Here is a 16,516-nt window from a genome sequence, read left to right on the forward strand (position 1 = left end):
AAACATCCAGAAGGATGGGAAGATAATAAAAAATGCCAAAAAGATGTTGATGCCAGATGGACAAAGAAAAACGATCAAAAGTATTATGGATACAAGAATCATATCTCGGCAGATAGAAAAAAGGAAATTTATTCTCAATTACAAAGTAACGTCAGCAGAAGTGCATGACTCACAACCAATGTTTGACATTTTGGGAAAACCCCGTGTAGAGAATGAATCTGTACGGGGGGATAGTGCATATTGTTCTGAAGAGATTGAAGAAAAATTAAGCAAGGCTGGATTCAAAAGTAATATACATGAAAAAGGTTATCGCAATAAACCGTTAACAAAACTTCAAAAAAGGAAAAACACAAATAAATCAAAAGTAAGAGCACGGGTAGAGCATGTATTTGGTATGATGTACTGGATGAAAGGTGATAATATCCGTAGTATCGGAATCGATAGAGCTGAAGAATCAATAGGAATGATTAACTTGATTTAAAATATGAGAAGATATTGTTTTTTTGCATCATAGCTGACTGTTAGTAGCACTAGTTGAGGACCAATGATATCATTGTGGCATATGATAACGGGATTATATCTTTTAAAATCGGATTATTATATGGAAAAAAAAGAAAAAACGTTAACCTTGGTTAAAATAATAAGTAAAATACACTCAATAATTTAATTTATAGAGGTTCCCTTATGTATATTGATGATATTTTTTCATTATTTTCATTAAATATGGAATTAGTCGATTTTTGGAACACACCTACTCCTCAAAATAGTCATAGTCATTAAACCAAAGGACTTATTTTATGTAGACGAAAATCTCAACCTCTTTACTGCTTGAAAAACACTGAGAAGATTTTTTATAATGGAATTATAGTTAAGAAAACGATATATTATTTTTCTCCCTGTATTTAATATCTGGCATGGAATGTTTATCAGTTTGTTTTGAAAACTTTTAAATTCACAATTGATTATTTTATTTTCTTGAACACAATCCGGAATTAGCAGTCCCATCCAGGATTTCAAATTCCAGGCAAGAGAGCAAATTACCATATATGCCCAGTTCGCTTTAAATTCTGCCGCAGGCATTTTTAGCGCATGAATTCCATTGGACAATTGTTTAATCTTATTTTCATGATCGCAGCGTCCATGTATAAAATGTAGTAGATTTTTCGCTGACTTATCATATATGTTTGTGATGTAAAACATATATCTGCAATCCTCAAATAATAACTGCTGACCTTTAGTTACATTAACAATCTTCTTTAACACTATTACCCTGTACTCTTTCTTGCATTTAACCGGCTTATATCTAAACTCCCCAACATATCGCTCCTTCTGCGTTATTGTCTCGTATTCCCTTCTCACTACAACATCCCTTTTTACTCTGTGTTTCTTTTTCCTACCTTTGCCTTTACTTCTCTTTTTTTAAGGCTTATCAAGCCTTTTCCACTGGTTTTCCTCTAATAAATCAGCTTTATGGATTAAATTTTGAAAAGCATCATAGCCAAATATAAATTTAGCGCCACTCTCTGTCCATTCGTCAAACTTCCATGTCAAACTAAAGGCGCGCTGTCTCCATGCAGATAAACATCATCAAAGGTCTTCTTACCAGCTTTATTGATTTGTCTATCCATTCCTCAGCGCCTTCCTGTGACAGGTTATTCCCAGGGCGGTTCACTACATACAGATGTGATCCAGTAATAGCTTCCGTTAACGCAAGTGTTGAGAATCCCCATATACTTTTATAAGACATATCCATTCCTTCTTTGCATTCTCCATATGTCTTCTGAATCTTGCCGTCAATATCGACTATGCCATAACGACGAGATTTCTCATCAAGGGTAATATCCCATATCTTTATGTTTGCTTCATTGAATATGTTCATCAATTTATGAATATCAGCTTCTTTAAATCTTCTTAAAAAATCACCAGCCGTTGTCGGATCAGGTATCCTCTATGCTCCAAGCGCATTCAGGCAGGTAATGTTATTCCTAAGCAGCTCAATATCTTTAAGACAGCTACCCCCGCATACTATGTTATATGCAATGTTAAGGATGTGATCTGATTCAAAATAGGGCTTATGACGCTGTAATAGTTCAAGCCTGACATTTATCTGCTCAGGTAAATTGATGCTTCTTGCTAACTGATCTACTACTCCTATGCCGCCACAGTGTATGGAAGATACTCTGCCTGAGATGTCATAATCTATATTTGATGCTGAAAATATTGGCGATTCGCTTTCTTTATTGTCATTAGCCAATCGAATTTCCAAATTATCCTTGTATTTTTTTATCACTTCTTCTAAATTATATTTCTCTTGAAATGCTCCTTTTTCGGAAGTATATTTCTTATCATTAACATTAACTCCTGAATAGGTGAGCATTTCAAGAATTTTAATTTTTATAGCAGGAATTATACGCTTGTTTTAGGACTAAAACTGCTATTACAGCTGCGGATATTTTAAACGATAGAGTGTTGCCATTTTTTGAGGAGCAAGAGATTCCCCTTTTGAGGATATTAACAGATATAGGGACTGAGTATTGTGGGAAAATGGAAAACCATAAATATTAGTTGTATTTAGCAGTTGAAAATATTGATCATTCTAAAACAAAAGCCAGAAGCCCTTAATCGAATGGCATTTGTGAAAGATTTCATAAGACTGTGTTGAGTGAATTTTATCGCGTTGCTTTTAGAAAAAAGATTTACAGAGATTTAGAGGAGTTACAAGAAGATCTTGACGATTGGATAAAAGAATATAATGATGAGAGGTCACATACTGGCAAGTATTGTTACGGAAAAACGTCTATGCAAACATTTCTAGGTTCGAAGAATATTGCTCTATAAAAAATGCTGGATAATAAATTACAGACAATAAAAGGAAACGAGAGTGTCAGATTAAATGCTGGCTAGTACATCGATTTTTGTCCTTCTTTTATCATACATCTCTTTCTGTTGTCTGTAAAATTCATTTATTACAAGTAAATCACTTTGTTGTCTTTTCGATAATAATGATAATGAAAATAAAAGCTCAGCTATATGCCTTAAATCACGTGATATATAACGTTATTGCTTACCCTTTGATTTCCTTATCTCTTTATGTGTCTTTTTGCGCTTCTTCGCTAACTTTAAGTAATCTACTCTTGCCTTTCCCCTGTATGTCCGTGGCTTCTTCTCCTTAACCTTAAGCGGATTATGTAATACATCTATTATTAGCTCAAGTTTCTCCCTGGCCTCATTTAATAATGATAAATCCGTCGGATACCTTATATCTGATGGCGCGCATGTGGCATCAAGTATCAATTTGCCTTTATTCTTGTCTTCAGTATCCTCAATCTTATCATTATCAACATCTAAAATATTATCTTGTGGATCACCATTATTCTTATCATTACCTATTGTTAATTCGTTTATACCATTCAGGATATCTCCGCTTAAACGCTTTCTGAAGTGTACCATCATTGACGGATCGAAAGGATAATCATCTGTATACTCACTTAATCCAATGAAATACTGTAAATATGGATTCTCTCGTATCTGCTCTACTGTCTCCTCATCTGTAAATCCACTACGCTCTTTTATTATCAATGCTCCGAGGGCAATCCTTAATGGTTTGGCTGGGGCTCTCATATGTTTTGAAAATCTATTTGGATATATCTTTTCTATCTCTTTTCATGGGATCAGCTTTGAAGGTTTTACCCATTTGTTGTCACATCTAAGCTTGCCTCCAAAGGGAAGATAATAATTTTCAAATTCGAGTTGTTCCAATGATTTCTTCCGGTACATCTTTACTCCATATGCAAGGATTTTGACCTGTTTATTACATTTTACTTGCATATAAAGCAAGCATTATGTCAAAAAAACTCTCAAATATTTAATGCTATTGACTTCTTCAGGAAGACTTAAATAGGCGTTTTCTCATTACATACCAGTCTTGTTTGTCCAACCTTTGTTTAAATTATTATATTTTCTTAATTCATAGACACTCCTTTTATAATTTTGATTTGCGAAAACTGAAACATGTTCCCTCCTGGGGGAATATGGATTCTTTTAGGAAAAATGCTGCATGAACCAAAAATTATTGAGACATAATAAAAACAAAAAAAACGTTTGACATATATTCTAATTTTTTTTATTTGGCTAAACACTTGCCTAAGAGTTATTTTTATGAAAAGAATAATCATTAGCACAACGCTGGCTACAATTAGTTTTTCAGCCTTGACTTGTATAGATAGGAAAACCCTCTGTTGGAATCTATTCAATCTATTTGAGGATGCAACTTATAGGGAAGAAGGACTAAAAAAAATAATAAAATATAACCCTGATGAAGATACAATAACTCTCCCCACATTAAACGATAAGAATTTTTTTGAATCCATAAATGACCTCTCAATATGCAGGAGAAAAGAGGTGAGAACGTTACTCTACATCTATCTTACGAAAAAGCGCGATCATGTAAAACGAGCTATCAGGAGATCCTATTTATACATTGATATTATAAAAAATGAATTCGATAAATACCCTAGCATACCAAAAGATATAATGCTTCTTCCTCTTTTAGAGAGTGGTTTCAATCCCTACGCAATATCCAGAAGCAGGGCAGTAGGTCTGTGGCAATTTATCAGACCTACATCAAGAAGACTCGGGTTGAAAAACGATAAGTGGATAGATGAACGTAGGGATATTGTAAAGTCAACCAATGCAGCTATTCGCCATCTTAGAAATCTATATTGGATTTTCGATTCTTGGGAACTCTCTCTGGCAGCATATAACGGTGGAGGAGGTCGTGTTAGGAGGGCTATTAACAAAACTGGCATCAATGATTTCTGGAAACTCAAGAAAACTAATACACTTAAAACAGAAACAAAGGAATATGTATCCCGTTACGCAGCGTTAATGCTGATATATAAAAACCAGAAACTCTTTGGTATCCATGAAGAGATGAAAGACATTGAAAAGTTTGATACGGAAAGTATTGTTCTTAAATATCCTGTCAATATGCGACATGTGTCAAAGATTACAGGTGTGCCTCTTGCCACTATTAGAAAATTAAATCCAGAACTAATTCGAAATGCCATCCCCCCATATTACAGAGAATATAGCTTCAGGGTGCCAACAAAGACACTGTAACTATTATTTTTTTAACTCCCTTCTTATGGCTGCCCTAATTTTTTCTATAATAAATGGCTTCCCAATAAACACCCCTGCTCCCAATTTTTCTGCCTCTTTTACCCGATCAGTTTTATAATATCCGCTAGTTATTATTGCTTTTTGTTTAGGATACAGTTTAAGTATTTTTTTATATGTATCAAGGCCATCTATTCCTGGATCCATTATCATATCTAAAAACAACAAATCAACTGGCATTTCCCTTATATATTCTATAGCATCTTCACCCTTTGAAACGCTTGCAACAGAGTACCCCAGTCTGGAGAGCATTTTACATACAATTTTTCTCTGTTCACTAACATCATCAACTACTAATATTGTCCCACTTTCGACCTCATCCTTATTGGATGTATCGGATTCGTCATTGATTGATTCTTCCTTTGTAATGGGAAAATAGATATAAAAAGTTGTGCCTTCTCCTACTTGGCTTTGAATATCAATATATCCTTTATGATCCTTAACAATTGCCCACACTACTGCTACACCTAAACCTGTACCGCTTCTACCCATTACCTTTTTTGTATAAAAGGGCTCAAATATTCTTTCTAAATCGCTATCAGAGATACCTACGCCATTGTCCGAAACTTGGAAAAGAACATAATCCCCTTTCTCTACGTTTTCGTAACCCTTTAAAGGTATATCAATGTATTGATGCCTTGTAGATAAAACTACTATCCCTCCATTTGGTAACGCCTCAGCAGCATTTGAGGCTAAATTCATAACAATTTTTGATATATGTGTAGGAGAACCAAGAATATTAAACAGATCTGGTTCAATATCTACTTCAAAATGAACATTTGGGTGATATTCAATTAGCTTTGCATGCTCTGGACTTAGAAGGTATGTATTGATAATGCTATTTAAATTCACAACATCTGTAATATGGATCCCCCTTCTTGATAATATTAACATATCCTGCACAATTGCAGCTGCTTTTTGTCCAGATTGCTGGATGATAGTAATATCCTCCCTTAGTGGATCATCCTCTGCCATATCCATTAGTAATAATTTAGGATAACTAATTATTCCACTTAATACATTGTTGAGATCATGAGCGACACCTCCGGCAAGAATACTGATGGCTTCCATTTTTTCAGCACGATAAAGTTTTGATTCCAATTGCTTCTTCTCTTCCTCTATCTGTATGCGCTTTGTTATATCGCGGGTTACTCCAATTATACCAACAGGACTATCATCAGAGTTACGTAAAAATGTAACTAAGACTTCTGCAGAGATTGTTGATCCATTTTTATGAATCATCTTAAGTTTTAATACTCGCGAACTTGATGCATCCTTTTTTCTATTATATTCTAAAGACAATGCATCTTCTAATGCTTTTAATGCAGTTGATAGTGATTCCTCTGTCAATATCTTATCAACACCATGCCCTATGATCTCATCAACCCAATAACCTGTTAAATTCATAATAGAAGGGCTAGTATATGTTATGCGAAGATTTATATCTGTTGTCCAGATTACATCTGAAACGTTATCCGCAAGCAGACGGTATAATCTATCATCTTGATATAACCTACTTCCTTTCTGGTTAGTCTTGCTTCCCGATATCTTTAGTTCAGCGAGTTGTTTCCTCAGCACCTCTACTTCATCAATCAACTGCTTTTTCGTTTTTCTAATATCCTTCATTTCAACACCTTTAATTATTTAGAAAACGATTTTACTGATCAACCTATTGGCATGTTTGGAGGAAGTGGGGGAAGAAGCCTTGGGTATGAAATTATGCTTAATTTATAAAACAATCCTCAAGAGGGATTCACTCATTTCATGAATTACTTTGTAACATATATTGGCAAAGTATCATGAAATATATTCATGAAAATGTTGATATCTTTTGCTGTGAGTTATATCAACATATTTCTTAAAATTCCCTATAATGAAATTAAACATAATTATCACACAACAATAGTTGCCTCTGTTATTGAAATAATTCGCCCTCTCGAATCACCAAGACATGCATAACAATACAACCGCTATATTTACTATTTTAGTGTAATTGTAATTTCAGCAAAAGGCAAGAATTATTCTGGCCAATAATCCCCTTGGAGGAAGTATAGAATTGTAACAATATAATCTTAGCTGAAGTACTAAGATGAAGTGAATAATCATGAATATGACGCTGGATTTGATTCCTGAAGGATTTAGTGAGACTGATATAGATATCTTCGCTTGTCAGCTGCATATTATGCTGATAGAGTATTATTACGCATTTCATAATGAGAAAGAACAATTTTAAAATTGGATTATCAATATTTTAATATTTTCTTGACTTTTTATGCTGTAAATATTTTGTTGTTTAACATGTGTTAAAAAGTCTGGACGGTATGGTTCACTTGCTGATGTATTTATTAATAATCCATAATTTTTAAACGGTTACGATTTAGGAATGAATTTAAAATTATTTACAGGGTAAATGTGGAGGTTAAAATACTTTTGTAATTAATTAAAACTACCAAACACCTTAGCCATCGCAAACTTATGCAAAGAAGCATTTTATCAAACAATGCAGAAGTAATGACGTTATCGAAAAGAAATACTACTTTAGGTATTTCATCTTCCGAAATTTGCTATTATCTCCTGAAATAGTATATCAGCATTGATATCTCGGATTTTGATTTTAACAGAAACGTTAGCAATAAATAAATTATTAGATTAAACAACAAGCTTAAGTTGCGAAGATAAGAGATGACCCTTATCACACATCTCACCCGCCTATAGGAATTATACTCTCTTATTAGCAAATAAATGAATAAATAGCTGAATATACTGAGGTATATGTATGAGTTTATTAATATAATTCATATCCTTTTAAAAATATATAAGTTTAAGGAGAGTATATTATGAAAAGTTTTTTATACCTGTTTCGAGTTATTGTCTTATGTATCTCATGTTCAGTGACAACATTGGGATTTGCGGAACAGATAAAGCTAAAGCTAGGAACACTTGGTCCAAAGGAAACAATCGGGGGATTGATACTTGATGATTTTTTTAAACCTTTTTATTCTGAAGCAGCCAAGAATTTAGGTCATACGTTAAAACTGCTCGTTTACTATGGGGGCGTAATGGGAGATGACTTGCAAATGCTTCAGAAAGCAAGAATGGGTCAATTAGATGTTGTTGGGAGTTCAATAAATGGCACTCCGTCAATTGCAAAGGGTATAGAGGTTGCTGGAATGGCATATCTTATTGAGACCTTAGGGCAGTTTGATTTTGTGATGAGAAGGTTGAAAGAATTTACTGATTTATATTATGAAAAGAACTGGATTTGCTTATCCATGTTAACAGAAGGTAGACATGATCTTTATATGAGAGAACCCTATCTGACAATAAAAAAATTAAGGGCTATGAAGGGGGGGAACTATACTGGTGGGCCTGATGATACATTTTTTAAGGCGCTTGGGATTCCACAAGTAAACTTTCAACCCCCTGAATATTTTACACGAGCAAAAGCCGGATTGCTTGATTCTGTAATCTCACCATCAATCTTCAATGCAGGCGCTCAGATATATACTGCACTAACCTATATAATGGAACCAACGATCAGATTTGGCTGCGCTGCTATGGTTTTAACAAAGGAGAGATGGTCGAAGCTTCCATGGGATTTTAAAACCTTTCTCGTTGGATCACATCCTTTCTTCTATTATGTTTTTAGCGGTTTTATGCGCGATGCAGATGACGCCTTTCTCAAGGCCATGTGTGATTATGGAAGCAAGATTGTTGTTGTTAAACCCGATGAATTGAAAAGTATAAAGGAGTTAGTATACAAATATCGAGAAGAATATCTGGGCACTGATAAGGAAAAGAGAAAATACTATAATAAAATATTAAAGGCTGTGAAGGAATATAAATCAGGCAATCCAATTGAGAAACGAATCTATGAAAGAGATCCAACCTACAAAAATTTTAAGAAGACTTTATTGACAATTGAGAGGGCTCTTAAGGCTTACCGCGACAGTGGTTCAAAAGCTGAGATACTGGCGCTTGAAAAGAGGAATATAATTGAAAAGTGGAGATTATACGATTGGATAGTTGCATGTGAAAAATATATCAAAAGTGGCAATCCTAAGCAGTTAAGAAATTGGATGAACTCATTCTTTGTTAGGGCAATTGTGGATGAGTTGTTCACAAAACATATGGATTGTGTGAAGAAGCTATATGGTTCACATGCAGCCTTAAAATTGAGGATTAATGAGTATTTAAAACTGATCGAATCGAAGAGATACAAGGGATTTCATAAGGGAGTATGATGATAGAAGAGGGTAATAGAATGCACAATAATACAGAGAGTGATCATGAAGTGAATTTTGACACCTTCGAAAGGCTTCCAGGATGGAAGGGAAGGTTGCAGCTTATAAACGAAAGGATTATGACAATAGAGAGAATGGCCCTCTACATATGCTTATTCGTAATGTGTTTAGGAGCTTTTTTGGAATGGTTTCTGAGGGTATTCTTTACAATTGGATTTGCCTGGATGGGGGAGCTTACCATGTATGCCATGTTATGGGCTGGTTTTCTAGGAGCTGTGCTTGCGACTTCGCGTCTTGAGCATTTTCGCATAGATTTAGTTCGCTTAATAAAGGACAAGAACAGGATTATAACAAGGGTTTTTAGGATAGCGTCATACTTGACTGCGTTGATCCTATGTATTGTGTTTGCATATGCCTCATTACAATATATTAACACTCTAATTCAGAATGATTTGAGATCGTCATATGGTTATGCGATTTGGCCATTTTTTATCATAGTGCTATATTTCTATATCGCTAGCGGGGTCAGGTTTTTATTTACAGCCCTAATGAAATTATTATAACACCCTAAATTTATTAAGGTGTCTATGAATGAAGGTGCATATTTCACCAATAGTCAGGATTATGAGCATAGGTGCTGTAAGGCATTCTCAATAGGGCTAATTATGTACTTCTTTTGAGAGGAGGATAAGGTGATTGCTTTTATTACTATTATTATTCTACTTACTGCTTTTATTGGCACTCCACTATTCGCCACACTGGGCTTGTTGCCGTCAGTATTTTTCCACTATGTTGCTGATGTCCCTCTTCAGGCAATGATAACCCAGGTGTCAACCATGATAAAAGCGCCTGGCTTAATCGCTTTGCCGCTTTTTACATTTATGGGTTACATATTAACCTATAGCAAAACATCTCAGAGAATAGCAGATTTTGCTGATAATTGGTTGGGATGGCTACCTGGTGGATTAGCGATAACAACGATTATATCCTACACAGCATTTAGCGCTATCAGTGGTGGCTCAGCCATAGCTGTGATGGCGCTTGGTGGAATATACTACGCTGCTTTGTTAAAAGCTGGATATAATACTAAATTTTCCCTGGGCATCTGCACAGTCTTTGGGGGTGGAGGCATGCTTTTCCCTCCCAGTCTACCCGTTATTATTCTTGGATTTATAGCCTATATATCAATAGATACTCTTTTTGTAGCAGCCTTTATACCAGGAATAATAGTTGTGAGTATCTTTCTCGTGTATTGCATAATAAATGCTATTATGGGGAGAGTAGAATCAACGCCCTTTTCATACCAAAAGGCCATGAAATCATTAAAGGATATAAGTTTTGAAATTCCCTTACCCTTTTTGATTATTGGCGGTATATTTACTGGTTGGATGTCTATTGTAGAAGTGGCCATAATTACCCTCATTTATGTTATCATAACACAATGTTTATTGCGTAGAGAAGTCAATCTTGTAGATTTTAAGAGAGCAGCATTGAATAGTATGCTGCTTTTCGGTGCCATTTTTGCAGTAATGACATCAGCGCTTACGCTTTCTAACTTCTTAATTGACAATTATATACCACAAAGGGCCTTAGAATTTATACAAGGATTTATTTCAAGCCGCATTGTTTTTCTTTTGTTTTTAAATATCATATTACTCATTACCGGTTGCCTTATGGATATATTCAGCGCAATATTGGTGATGGTTCCACTACTACTTCCAGTGGCTAAAGGATATGATATTGCTCCCCTTCACTTTGCAGTTATCTTTTTATGGAATCTGGAGATAGGATATAGCACACCGCCAATTGGTTTCAATCTATTTGTTGGTTCTTTCAGATTCCGAAAACCCCTCGAGACCTTATGGAGAGCTGCAATTCCAGGCCTTATTGCCCAGATTATAGGGCTTGTAGTTATCACCTATTGGCCTGATCTTACATTATGGCTTCCCCGATTTTTGGGTATGACAAAGGAGCTTATCAAATTTACAATATAGTGTTATAATGCATAAGGCTGATTGTTGCCGGATCATATTGGTTATATAAATTTTTATATTTATCTTATTGTATGGAATCCATCATTAGAATTTATAGAAAATATTTGGACATTGGGTGAACATTAGTCTATCCTCAGTGAACCTGCTACTAATCATATGGCTCTCTGAGCAGACATGCCAACATCAAATGTAATTACTAATCCTTCTTTAGTTCAAAACCCCAATATAAATTGTTAATTAAATCTCAATACAGAAGAATCTAGTTTTTCACATTTTGGAGTAAAAATGGTTGCCAATCACAAGGTAATTCTATTGGATTATAGAAGAATTACGATGAAAGTAGTTCCTACAGTAACGACAATAATTAGAAGTGGGTGATGCTAATGTTATACCGTAAAATTCCAAAGACAGGAGATGAGCTTTCAATACTTGGATTTGGTTGCATGCGATTGCCGGAGAAGGGCAGAAAAATTGATGAGAAGCGGGCTTCCAAACAAATTCATTATGCAATCGATCATGGAGTAAATTACATTGATACAGCGATGCCCTATCACATGGGGGCAAGCGAACCCTTTCTCGGATTGGTGCTTGCCAATGGATATAGGGATAAAGTAAAACTTGCGACAAAATTGCTGCCTATGTATGTGAAGACGCATATGGATATGGATCGATTGCTTAATTCTCAACTTGATAGACTTAACACCGATCATATTGATTACTATCTTTTGCATGGTCTTGATGGAAGGAGTTGGGAAATGATAAAACAATATGATGTTTTCAAATTTCTTGATGATGCCCGAAAGAAAGGGAAAGTCATTAACCTAGGTTTTTCGTTTCATGGAGATAAGGATATATTTAAAGAGATTGTCGATGCTTATGATTGGGAGGTATGTCAAATCCAGTATAATTACCTTGATGAGCAAAATCAGGCTGGGAAAGAGGGTCTTGAGTATGCAGCCGCAAAGAGATTGGGAGTGATCATTATGGAGCCACTACGAGGTGGGAATCTTACATTAAATGTACCACAATCAATCAAAGATATTTGGGATGAAGCAAATATAAAGCGCACACCCGCTGAATGGGCTTTTCGCTGGGTATGGGATCATCCTGAGGTTACTACTGTTCTTTCAGGGATGAATGATGAAATGCATATTGATGAGAATATAAGGATCGCCAATGAGGCTTACCCTAACTCTCTCAATGATGAGGAATTGAATTTGATAAACACTGTTAAGAATAGGTATCGAGATTTGATGAGTGTAGGATGCACAGGATGCCGCTACTGTATGCCCTGTCCGGAAGGAGTGAATATTCCCATGTGCTTTGAGATTTATAATAATATGAATGTATTTGGTAACAGAGGGATGTCAAGGCTTATGTATTTAGCTTGGTTAGGGGATGTGATGACTGAGGAACCATCCTATGCCTCTTTATGCAAGGATTGTGGGAAATGTGAAAAGGTTTGCCCCCAACATCTGCCAATTCCAGAGCTTCTTAAGGATGTGGTGGTAGATTTAGAGGTATGGTGGATGAAGCCTGTTGTTCGGATTGCAAGGCATGTTATGGGAATTCAGAGGTGGAGAAGTCTGCGCAGGGCTCGAAGGTTGGAAAGACAAAATAAATGATTGATTTGTATAATATCGTTTTCATGATAAACTATATAATGTTAACTGAGGGAGGATTATAAGTATTAACAATTATTCTCACAGATTTTTCTTGACTTAATCGAATTTATAAATTCTCATCTTTTCAACAGTTTGGAGGATAAAACGTGGAAAAGAGAATTGAGATTAAGGTTTATTATGAAGACACGGACTGTCTCGGGGTTGTGTATCATGCTAACTACCTCAGGTTTTTGGAGAGGGGTAGAACAGATTTCATCGACTCTCTGGGTAAATCCGTTGTAGAGTGGAACCGCGAGGGGTACAATTTTGCTGTTTATCAGATAGAGATTAAGTTCAAGAATGCGGCAAGGCTTGGGGACATATGTCGGGTCGTAACTGATATGGCTGAGGGTGGAAGTGAATATCGCAAGAAAATAGGACAGCGCATAGAGCTAAATGGTAAAGTGATAACTGAAGCCGTTGTTGATCTAGTTTGCCTGGATACTAACCTTGAGCTTAGGGAATTCCCTAAGGGTCTCTTTCCATGATGACATCGTCAAATATCTTGACGATATGAAAAAAATATTATAGACTATCATTTCATTGATCGATGTTAGATCATTATATTCATTGCCAGTTTAGGATTCTTTGTATCTATTCGTTGTTCTATATGAATGGATTACGTTTCAAAGGAATATGCAGTATATTAAATCATAAATGCTTTGAGATTAGTTAAATGGTCAATGTACAGGGTTTAAAAAAATATTTTCACACGAGAAAAAGCGGCCTTTTTGATAAGGCTGGTATAATTAAGGCAGTGGATGATATTAGTTTCACTATATCTGAAGGGGAAACCCTTGGATTGGTTGGGGAGAGTGGAAGCGGGAAAACCACTGCTGCCAGGGCAATACTAAGGCTGATTGAACCGGATTCAGGCGATATATTTATCAATGATACGAGTATTAATAGACTATCGGGAAAGGAACTGAGAAGATTCAGAAAAAATATGCAGATAGTCTTCCAGGATCCCTATGGATCGCTTAATCCGAGGATGACTGTAGGGAAAATTGTCACAGAACCGTTAAAGATTCACACCAATATGAATAAAAAGGAGATACAGGAGAAACTGAAGGAACTGCTGCAAATTGTTGGATTGGACATTGAGCAATCCAATAGATATCCCCATGAGTTTAGCGGTGGGCAGAGACAGCGCATAGGCATAGCCAGGGCCATAGCCATGAATCCAAAATTTATAATACTCGATGAGCCTGTATCCGCCCTTGATGTCTCAATTCAGGGTCAAATATTGAATCTTCTTTCTGATCTGCAGGATACGTTTAATCTCACCTATCTTTTTGTGGCTCATGACCTTGCAGTTGTAGAGCATATTAGCAATAGGGTAATTGTTATGTATGTTGGCAGGATTGTGGAGATGAATTTTAAAAGGGAACTCTACAACAATCCCTTTCATCCATATACACAAAGCCTACTGCAATCGATCCCGGACAACAAACCGATCAAGCATGGTTTTCAAGTTCTTTCTGGGGAGATCCCTTCACCAGAGAATCCTCCAAAGGGTTGTTATTTCCATCCACGCTGCCCCAATGTATTGAATATCTGCAAAAGGGAATATCCTGAAATGAAAGATATTGGAGGTGGCAAGGTGGCCTGCCACCTCTACTGATAATATACCAATCCGAATGACTAACCTCTTTAGAATAATAGGAATCAGCAAGTGACTAATTATATACGGCTGTATTGTGAAGATGTTCATCATTAAACCTAATCCATTTTTATTTATTTACATAACAATAACACTCTTATCCGCATACTCACCTACAGAAGTTTTCGCTAACGAAGAGGATGAAGGCTTACTCCTTTTATTAAGATTAGCGAATAGGACTCCTCCCCAAATAGAACCCAAGGAGAGGATGTATTCAAAAAATGATGTAATCTATTGCACAGGTGGGAGCAGAGCAGCGACCCTCAACAACAGGGCAGCGAAACTAATGGGAGAAGGTAATTACCAAAGCGCAGCAAAGGAGCTAAGCGAGGGCCTAACCCACGCACCCCTCTTCTATCCCTACAGGTACAATATTGGCATTTGTCATATCCACCTCACAGACTATAAAATGGCCCTATTAAACCTGAGAAAGGCCATGGAGATATTCCCTGAATACTCAAAGACCTATATTCAAATAGGATATATCTACCAGAGGTCAAATAAGGACGATATTGCGATTGAGTATTATAGAAAAGCGCTGGCCAGGAACAATAAAGAGTTGAGAGTCTTTTCATTGATCGGGGACATATATTTCGATAGGAATCAGCTCGAGATGGCAAAAAAGTATTATGAGGCATCCCTGAATCTGAAACCCAGAAACGGGAGAGGCCTCCTCGGTATGGCTAAGCTGCATTATAAGAGAAAGGAATATTATAAATCTATAGTCCAGATTAAATCAATTGCTCCTGGCTCAGAGTATGATATATCCCTGCACTATTATTATGCTGAGTGCGCCTATAAGCTTCAGGACTACCAAACTGCCTATGACGAGTACAATATCCTACTGAAGTATAAGAACGATAAATTCTTTTTAACCAACTCCGTGGGTCTTATTAAGCATAAACTGGATCTATGCAGAAGATTCATCGAAAGATAGAGGGATAACAATTGAATAGGCATATGAGGAAAGAGAGATTATTCTATAGATGAATACTAATCTGAGAGTATAGGTTTTCATCAGTTTTTTTAGTCCCCTCAATAGCATTTTTGTTATATTGATTAGTATATCCTATTTTAAAGGAGAGATTTTTAGCAACTACTATGCTTATGAAGGTATCCAGATCAAGTCTATAACTCATACGATCATCTATTTTAGGTATATAGAAATAGGTATAACCGCACTTTATTATATCAATTGGGGAAAATTTTATTCTAAATCTCACAGACCATCTATAATCATCAGTGGAACTCTCTGATTTATAGTTTTCATATTGGTAGAGAAAAGCAGCGCTAATATCCAGAGTAAGAATTTCATTCCTGATAAAATCGAGTTTAGCGCCTGTTCCAGTATTGTTTCTGTGATCCAGCAGGGTTTCTTTGTTAAAATCCGATTGTGAGAAGATAAATAATTCAATTCTGTTAGTAATATAATGATCAAATTTGATTATCCCAGTACCCTTGTTCTCATTTCTCTCTTTATCGACTTCTTCATAGAAGGCAGCATAGGATATAATAAAACTTGAAATATTGTTGTTCATTTCCAAACTTGAAGCAAAATTGGTGTTAAGTGTATTTGTGTTGCCCTCCTTTTTGTTATACCAGCCAGAGAGGGTATAAAACCATTTTTTTTCATCTGGCCCCTTCTTCTCCTTAGGAACAAAGGAGAAGCATTTCCCTAAAAATGACTCCTCCTCATTCTCTTCTGAGTGTGCAATTGTAGCGGAAGCTATAATTATCGTTAATAAATAAATCACAACAATTATTGATCTCATA

General features: G+C 35.8%; 15 protein-coding genes and 1 pseudogene. 10 read left to right on the plus strand and 6 right to left on the minus strand.

Features of this window, described 5'->3' with window-relative positions; all coding sequences use genetic code 11:
- The coding region (locus tag SVZ03_15940; GenBank protein ID MDY6935697.1) for a transposase at positions 1-481 on the plus strand (481 nt) is incomplete at its 5' end.
- Between the two features lie 314 nt (positions 482-795).
- Here SVZ03_15940 and SVZ03_15945 read toward each other — a convergent pair.
- From SVZ03_15945 to SVZ03_15955, 3 genes are all read right to left on the minus strand, one after another.
- Positions 796-1,359 carry a transposase gene (locus tag SVZ03_15945; GenBank protein MDY6935698.1) on the minus strand — a complete coding sequence of 188 codons (564 nt, stop codon included), beginning with the start codon at positions 1,357-1,359 and terminating at the stop codon, positions 796-798.
- A gap of 193 nt (positions 1,360-1,552) precedes the next feature.
- A complete protein-coding gene (locus SVZ03_15950) occupies positions 1,553-1,879 on the minus strand; it encodes a hypothetical protein (protein MDY6935699.1) in 327 nt (108 codons plus the stop codon).
- A 69-nt stretch (positions 1,880-1,948) separates the two neighbouring features.
- Entirely contained in the window at positions 1,949-2,377 is a 429-nt protein-coding gene (locus SVZ03_15955; protein MDY6935700.1) for a hypothetical protein, read from the minus strand.
- Between the two features lie 47 nt (positions 2,378-2,424).
- On the opposite strand from SVZ03_15955, the pseudogene SVZ03_15960 reads away from it, so the two are divergent.
- A pseudogene (locus SVZ03_15960) lies at positions 2,425-2,838 on the plus strand (integrase core domain-containing protein).
- A 219-nt stretch (positions 2,839-3,057) separates the two neighbouring features.
- Here SVZ03_15960 and SVZ03_15965 read toward each other — a convergent pair.
- Positions 3,058-3,621, minus strand: coding sequence for a transposase (locus SVZ03_15965; GenBank protein ID MDY6935701.1), 564 nt, complete (start codon positions 3,619-3,621; stop codon positions 3,058-3,060).
- Positions 3,622-4,158: 537 nt separating this feature from the next.
- On the opposite strand from SVZ03_15965, the gene SVZ03_15970 reads away from it, so the two are divergent.
- The gene (locus tag SVZ03_15970) at positions 4,159-5,121 is read left to right on the plus strand and encodes a lytic transglycosylase domain-containing protein (GenBank protein ID MDY6935702.1); all 963 of its coding nucleotides are present in this window, start codon (positions 4,159-4,161) and stop codon (positions 5,119-5,121) included.
- A 3-nt stretch (positions 5,122-5,124) separates the two neighbouring features.
- Here the strand turns inward: SVZ03_15970 and SVZ03_15975 are convergent, their stop codons facing one another.
- Positions 5,125-6,804 carry a response regulator gene (locus SVZ03_15975; GenBank protein ID MDY6935703.1) on the minus strand — a complete coding sequence of 560 codons (1,680 nt, stop codon included), beginning with the start codon at positions 6,802-6,804 and terminating at the stop codon, positions 5,125-5,127.
- 1,211 nt (positions 6,805-8,015) lie between these two features.
- On the opposite strand from SVZ03_15975, the gene dctP reads away from it, so the two are divergent.
- The 7 genes from dctP (at position 8,016) to SVZ03_16010 (ending at position 15,680) form a co-directional block, all read left to right on the plus strand.
- Entirely contained in the window at positions 8,016-9,422 is a 1,407-nt protein-coding gene (gene dctP, locus SVZ03_15980) for a TRAP transporter substrate-binding protein DctP (protein ID MDY6935704.1), read from the plus strand.
- The gene (locus tag SVZ03_15985) at positions 9,419-9,985 is read left to right on the plus strand and encodes a TRAP transporter small permease (GenBank protein ID MDY6935705.1); all 567 of its coding nucleotides are present in this window, start codon (positions 9,419-9,421) and stop codon (positions 9,983-9,985) included. Before dctP ends, SVZ03_15985 begins: the two co-directional genes overlap by 4 nt.
- 129 nt (positions 9,986-10,114) lie before the next feature.
- The gene (locus SVZ03_15990; GenBank protein MDY6935706.1) at positions 10,115-11,416 is read left to right on the plus strand and encodes a TRAP transporter large permease subunit; all 1,302 of its coding nucleotides are present in this window, start codon (positions 10,115-10,117) and stop codon (positions 11,414-11,416) included.
- Between the two features lie 383 nt (positions 11,417-11,799).
- A complete protein-coding gene (locus tag SVZ03_15995) occupies positions 11,800-13,041 on the plus strand; it encodes an aldo/keto reductase (protein MDY6935707.1) in 1,242 nt (413 codons plus the stop codon).
- 146 nt (positions 13,042-13,187) lie between these two features.
- Positions 13,188-13,568, plus strand: a complete 381-nt coding sequence (locus SVZ03_16000) for a YbgC/FadM family acyl-CoA thioesterase (protein ID MDY6935708.1) — start codon at positions 13,188-13,190, stop codon at positions 13,566-13,568.
- 188 nt (positions 13,569-13,756) lie between these two features.
- On the plus strand, positions 13,757-14,704 hold the full coding sequence (locus SVZ03_16005) for an oligopeptide/dipeptide ABC transporter ATP-binding protein (GenBank protein MDY6935709.1): 948 nt from the start codon (positions 13,757-13,759) through the stop codon (positions 14,702-14,704).
- Positions 14,705-14,951: 247 nt separating this feature from the next.
- Positions 14,952-15,680: a tetratricopeptide repeat protein gene (locus SVZ03_16010; protein ID MDY6935710.1), complete on the plus strand. Its 729-nt coding sequence runs from the start codon at positions 14,952-14,954 to the stop codon at positions 15,678-15,680.
- Between the two features lie 43 nt (positions 15,681-15,723).
- Here the strand turns inward: SVZ03_16010 and SVZ03_16015 are convergent, their stop codons facing one another.
- Positions 15,724-16,515, minus strand: coding sequence for a DUF481 domain-containing protein (locus SVZ03_16015; protein MDY6935711.1), 792 nt, complete (start codon positions 16,513-16,515; stop codon positions 15,724-15,726).
- Between the last annotated feature and the right edge of the window lies 1 nt (position 16,516).

It is taken from the genome of Spirochaetota bacterium (assembly GCA_034190085.1).
GTDB lineage: Bacteria > Spirochaetota > UBA4802 > UBA4802 > JAFGDQ01 > JAXHTS01.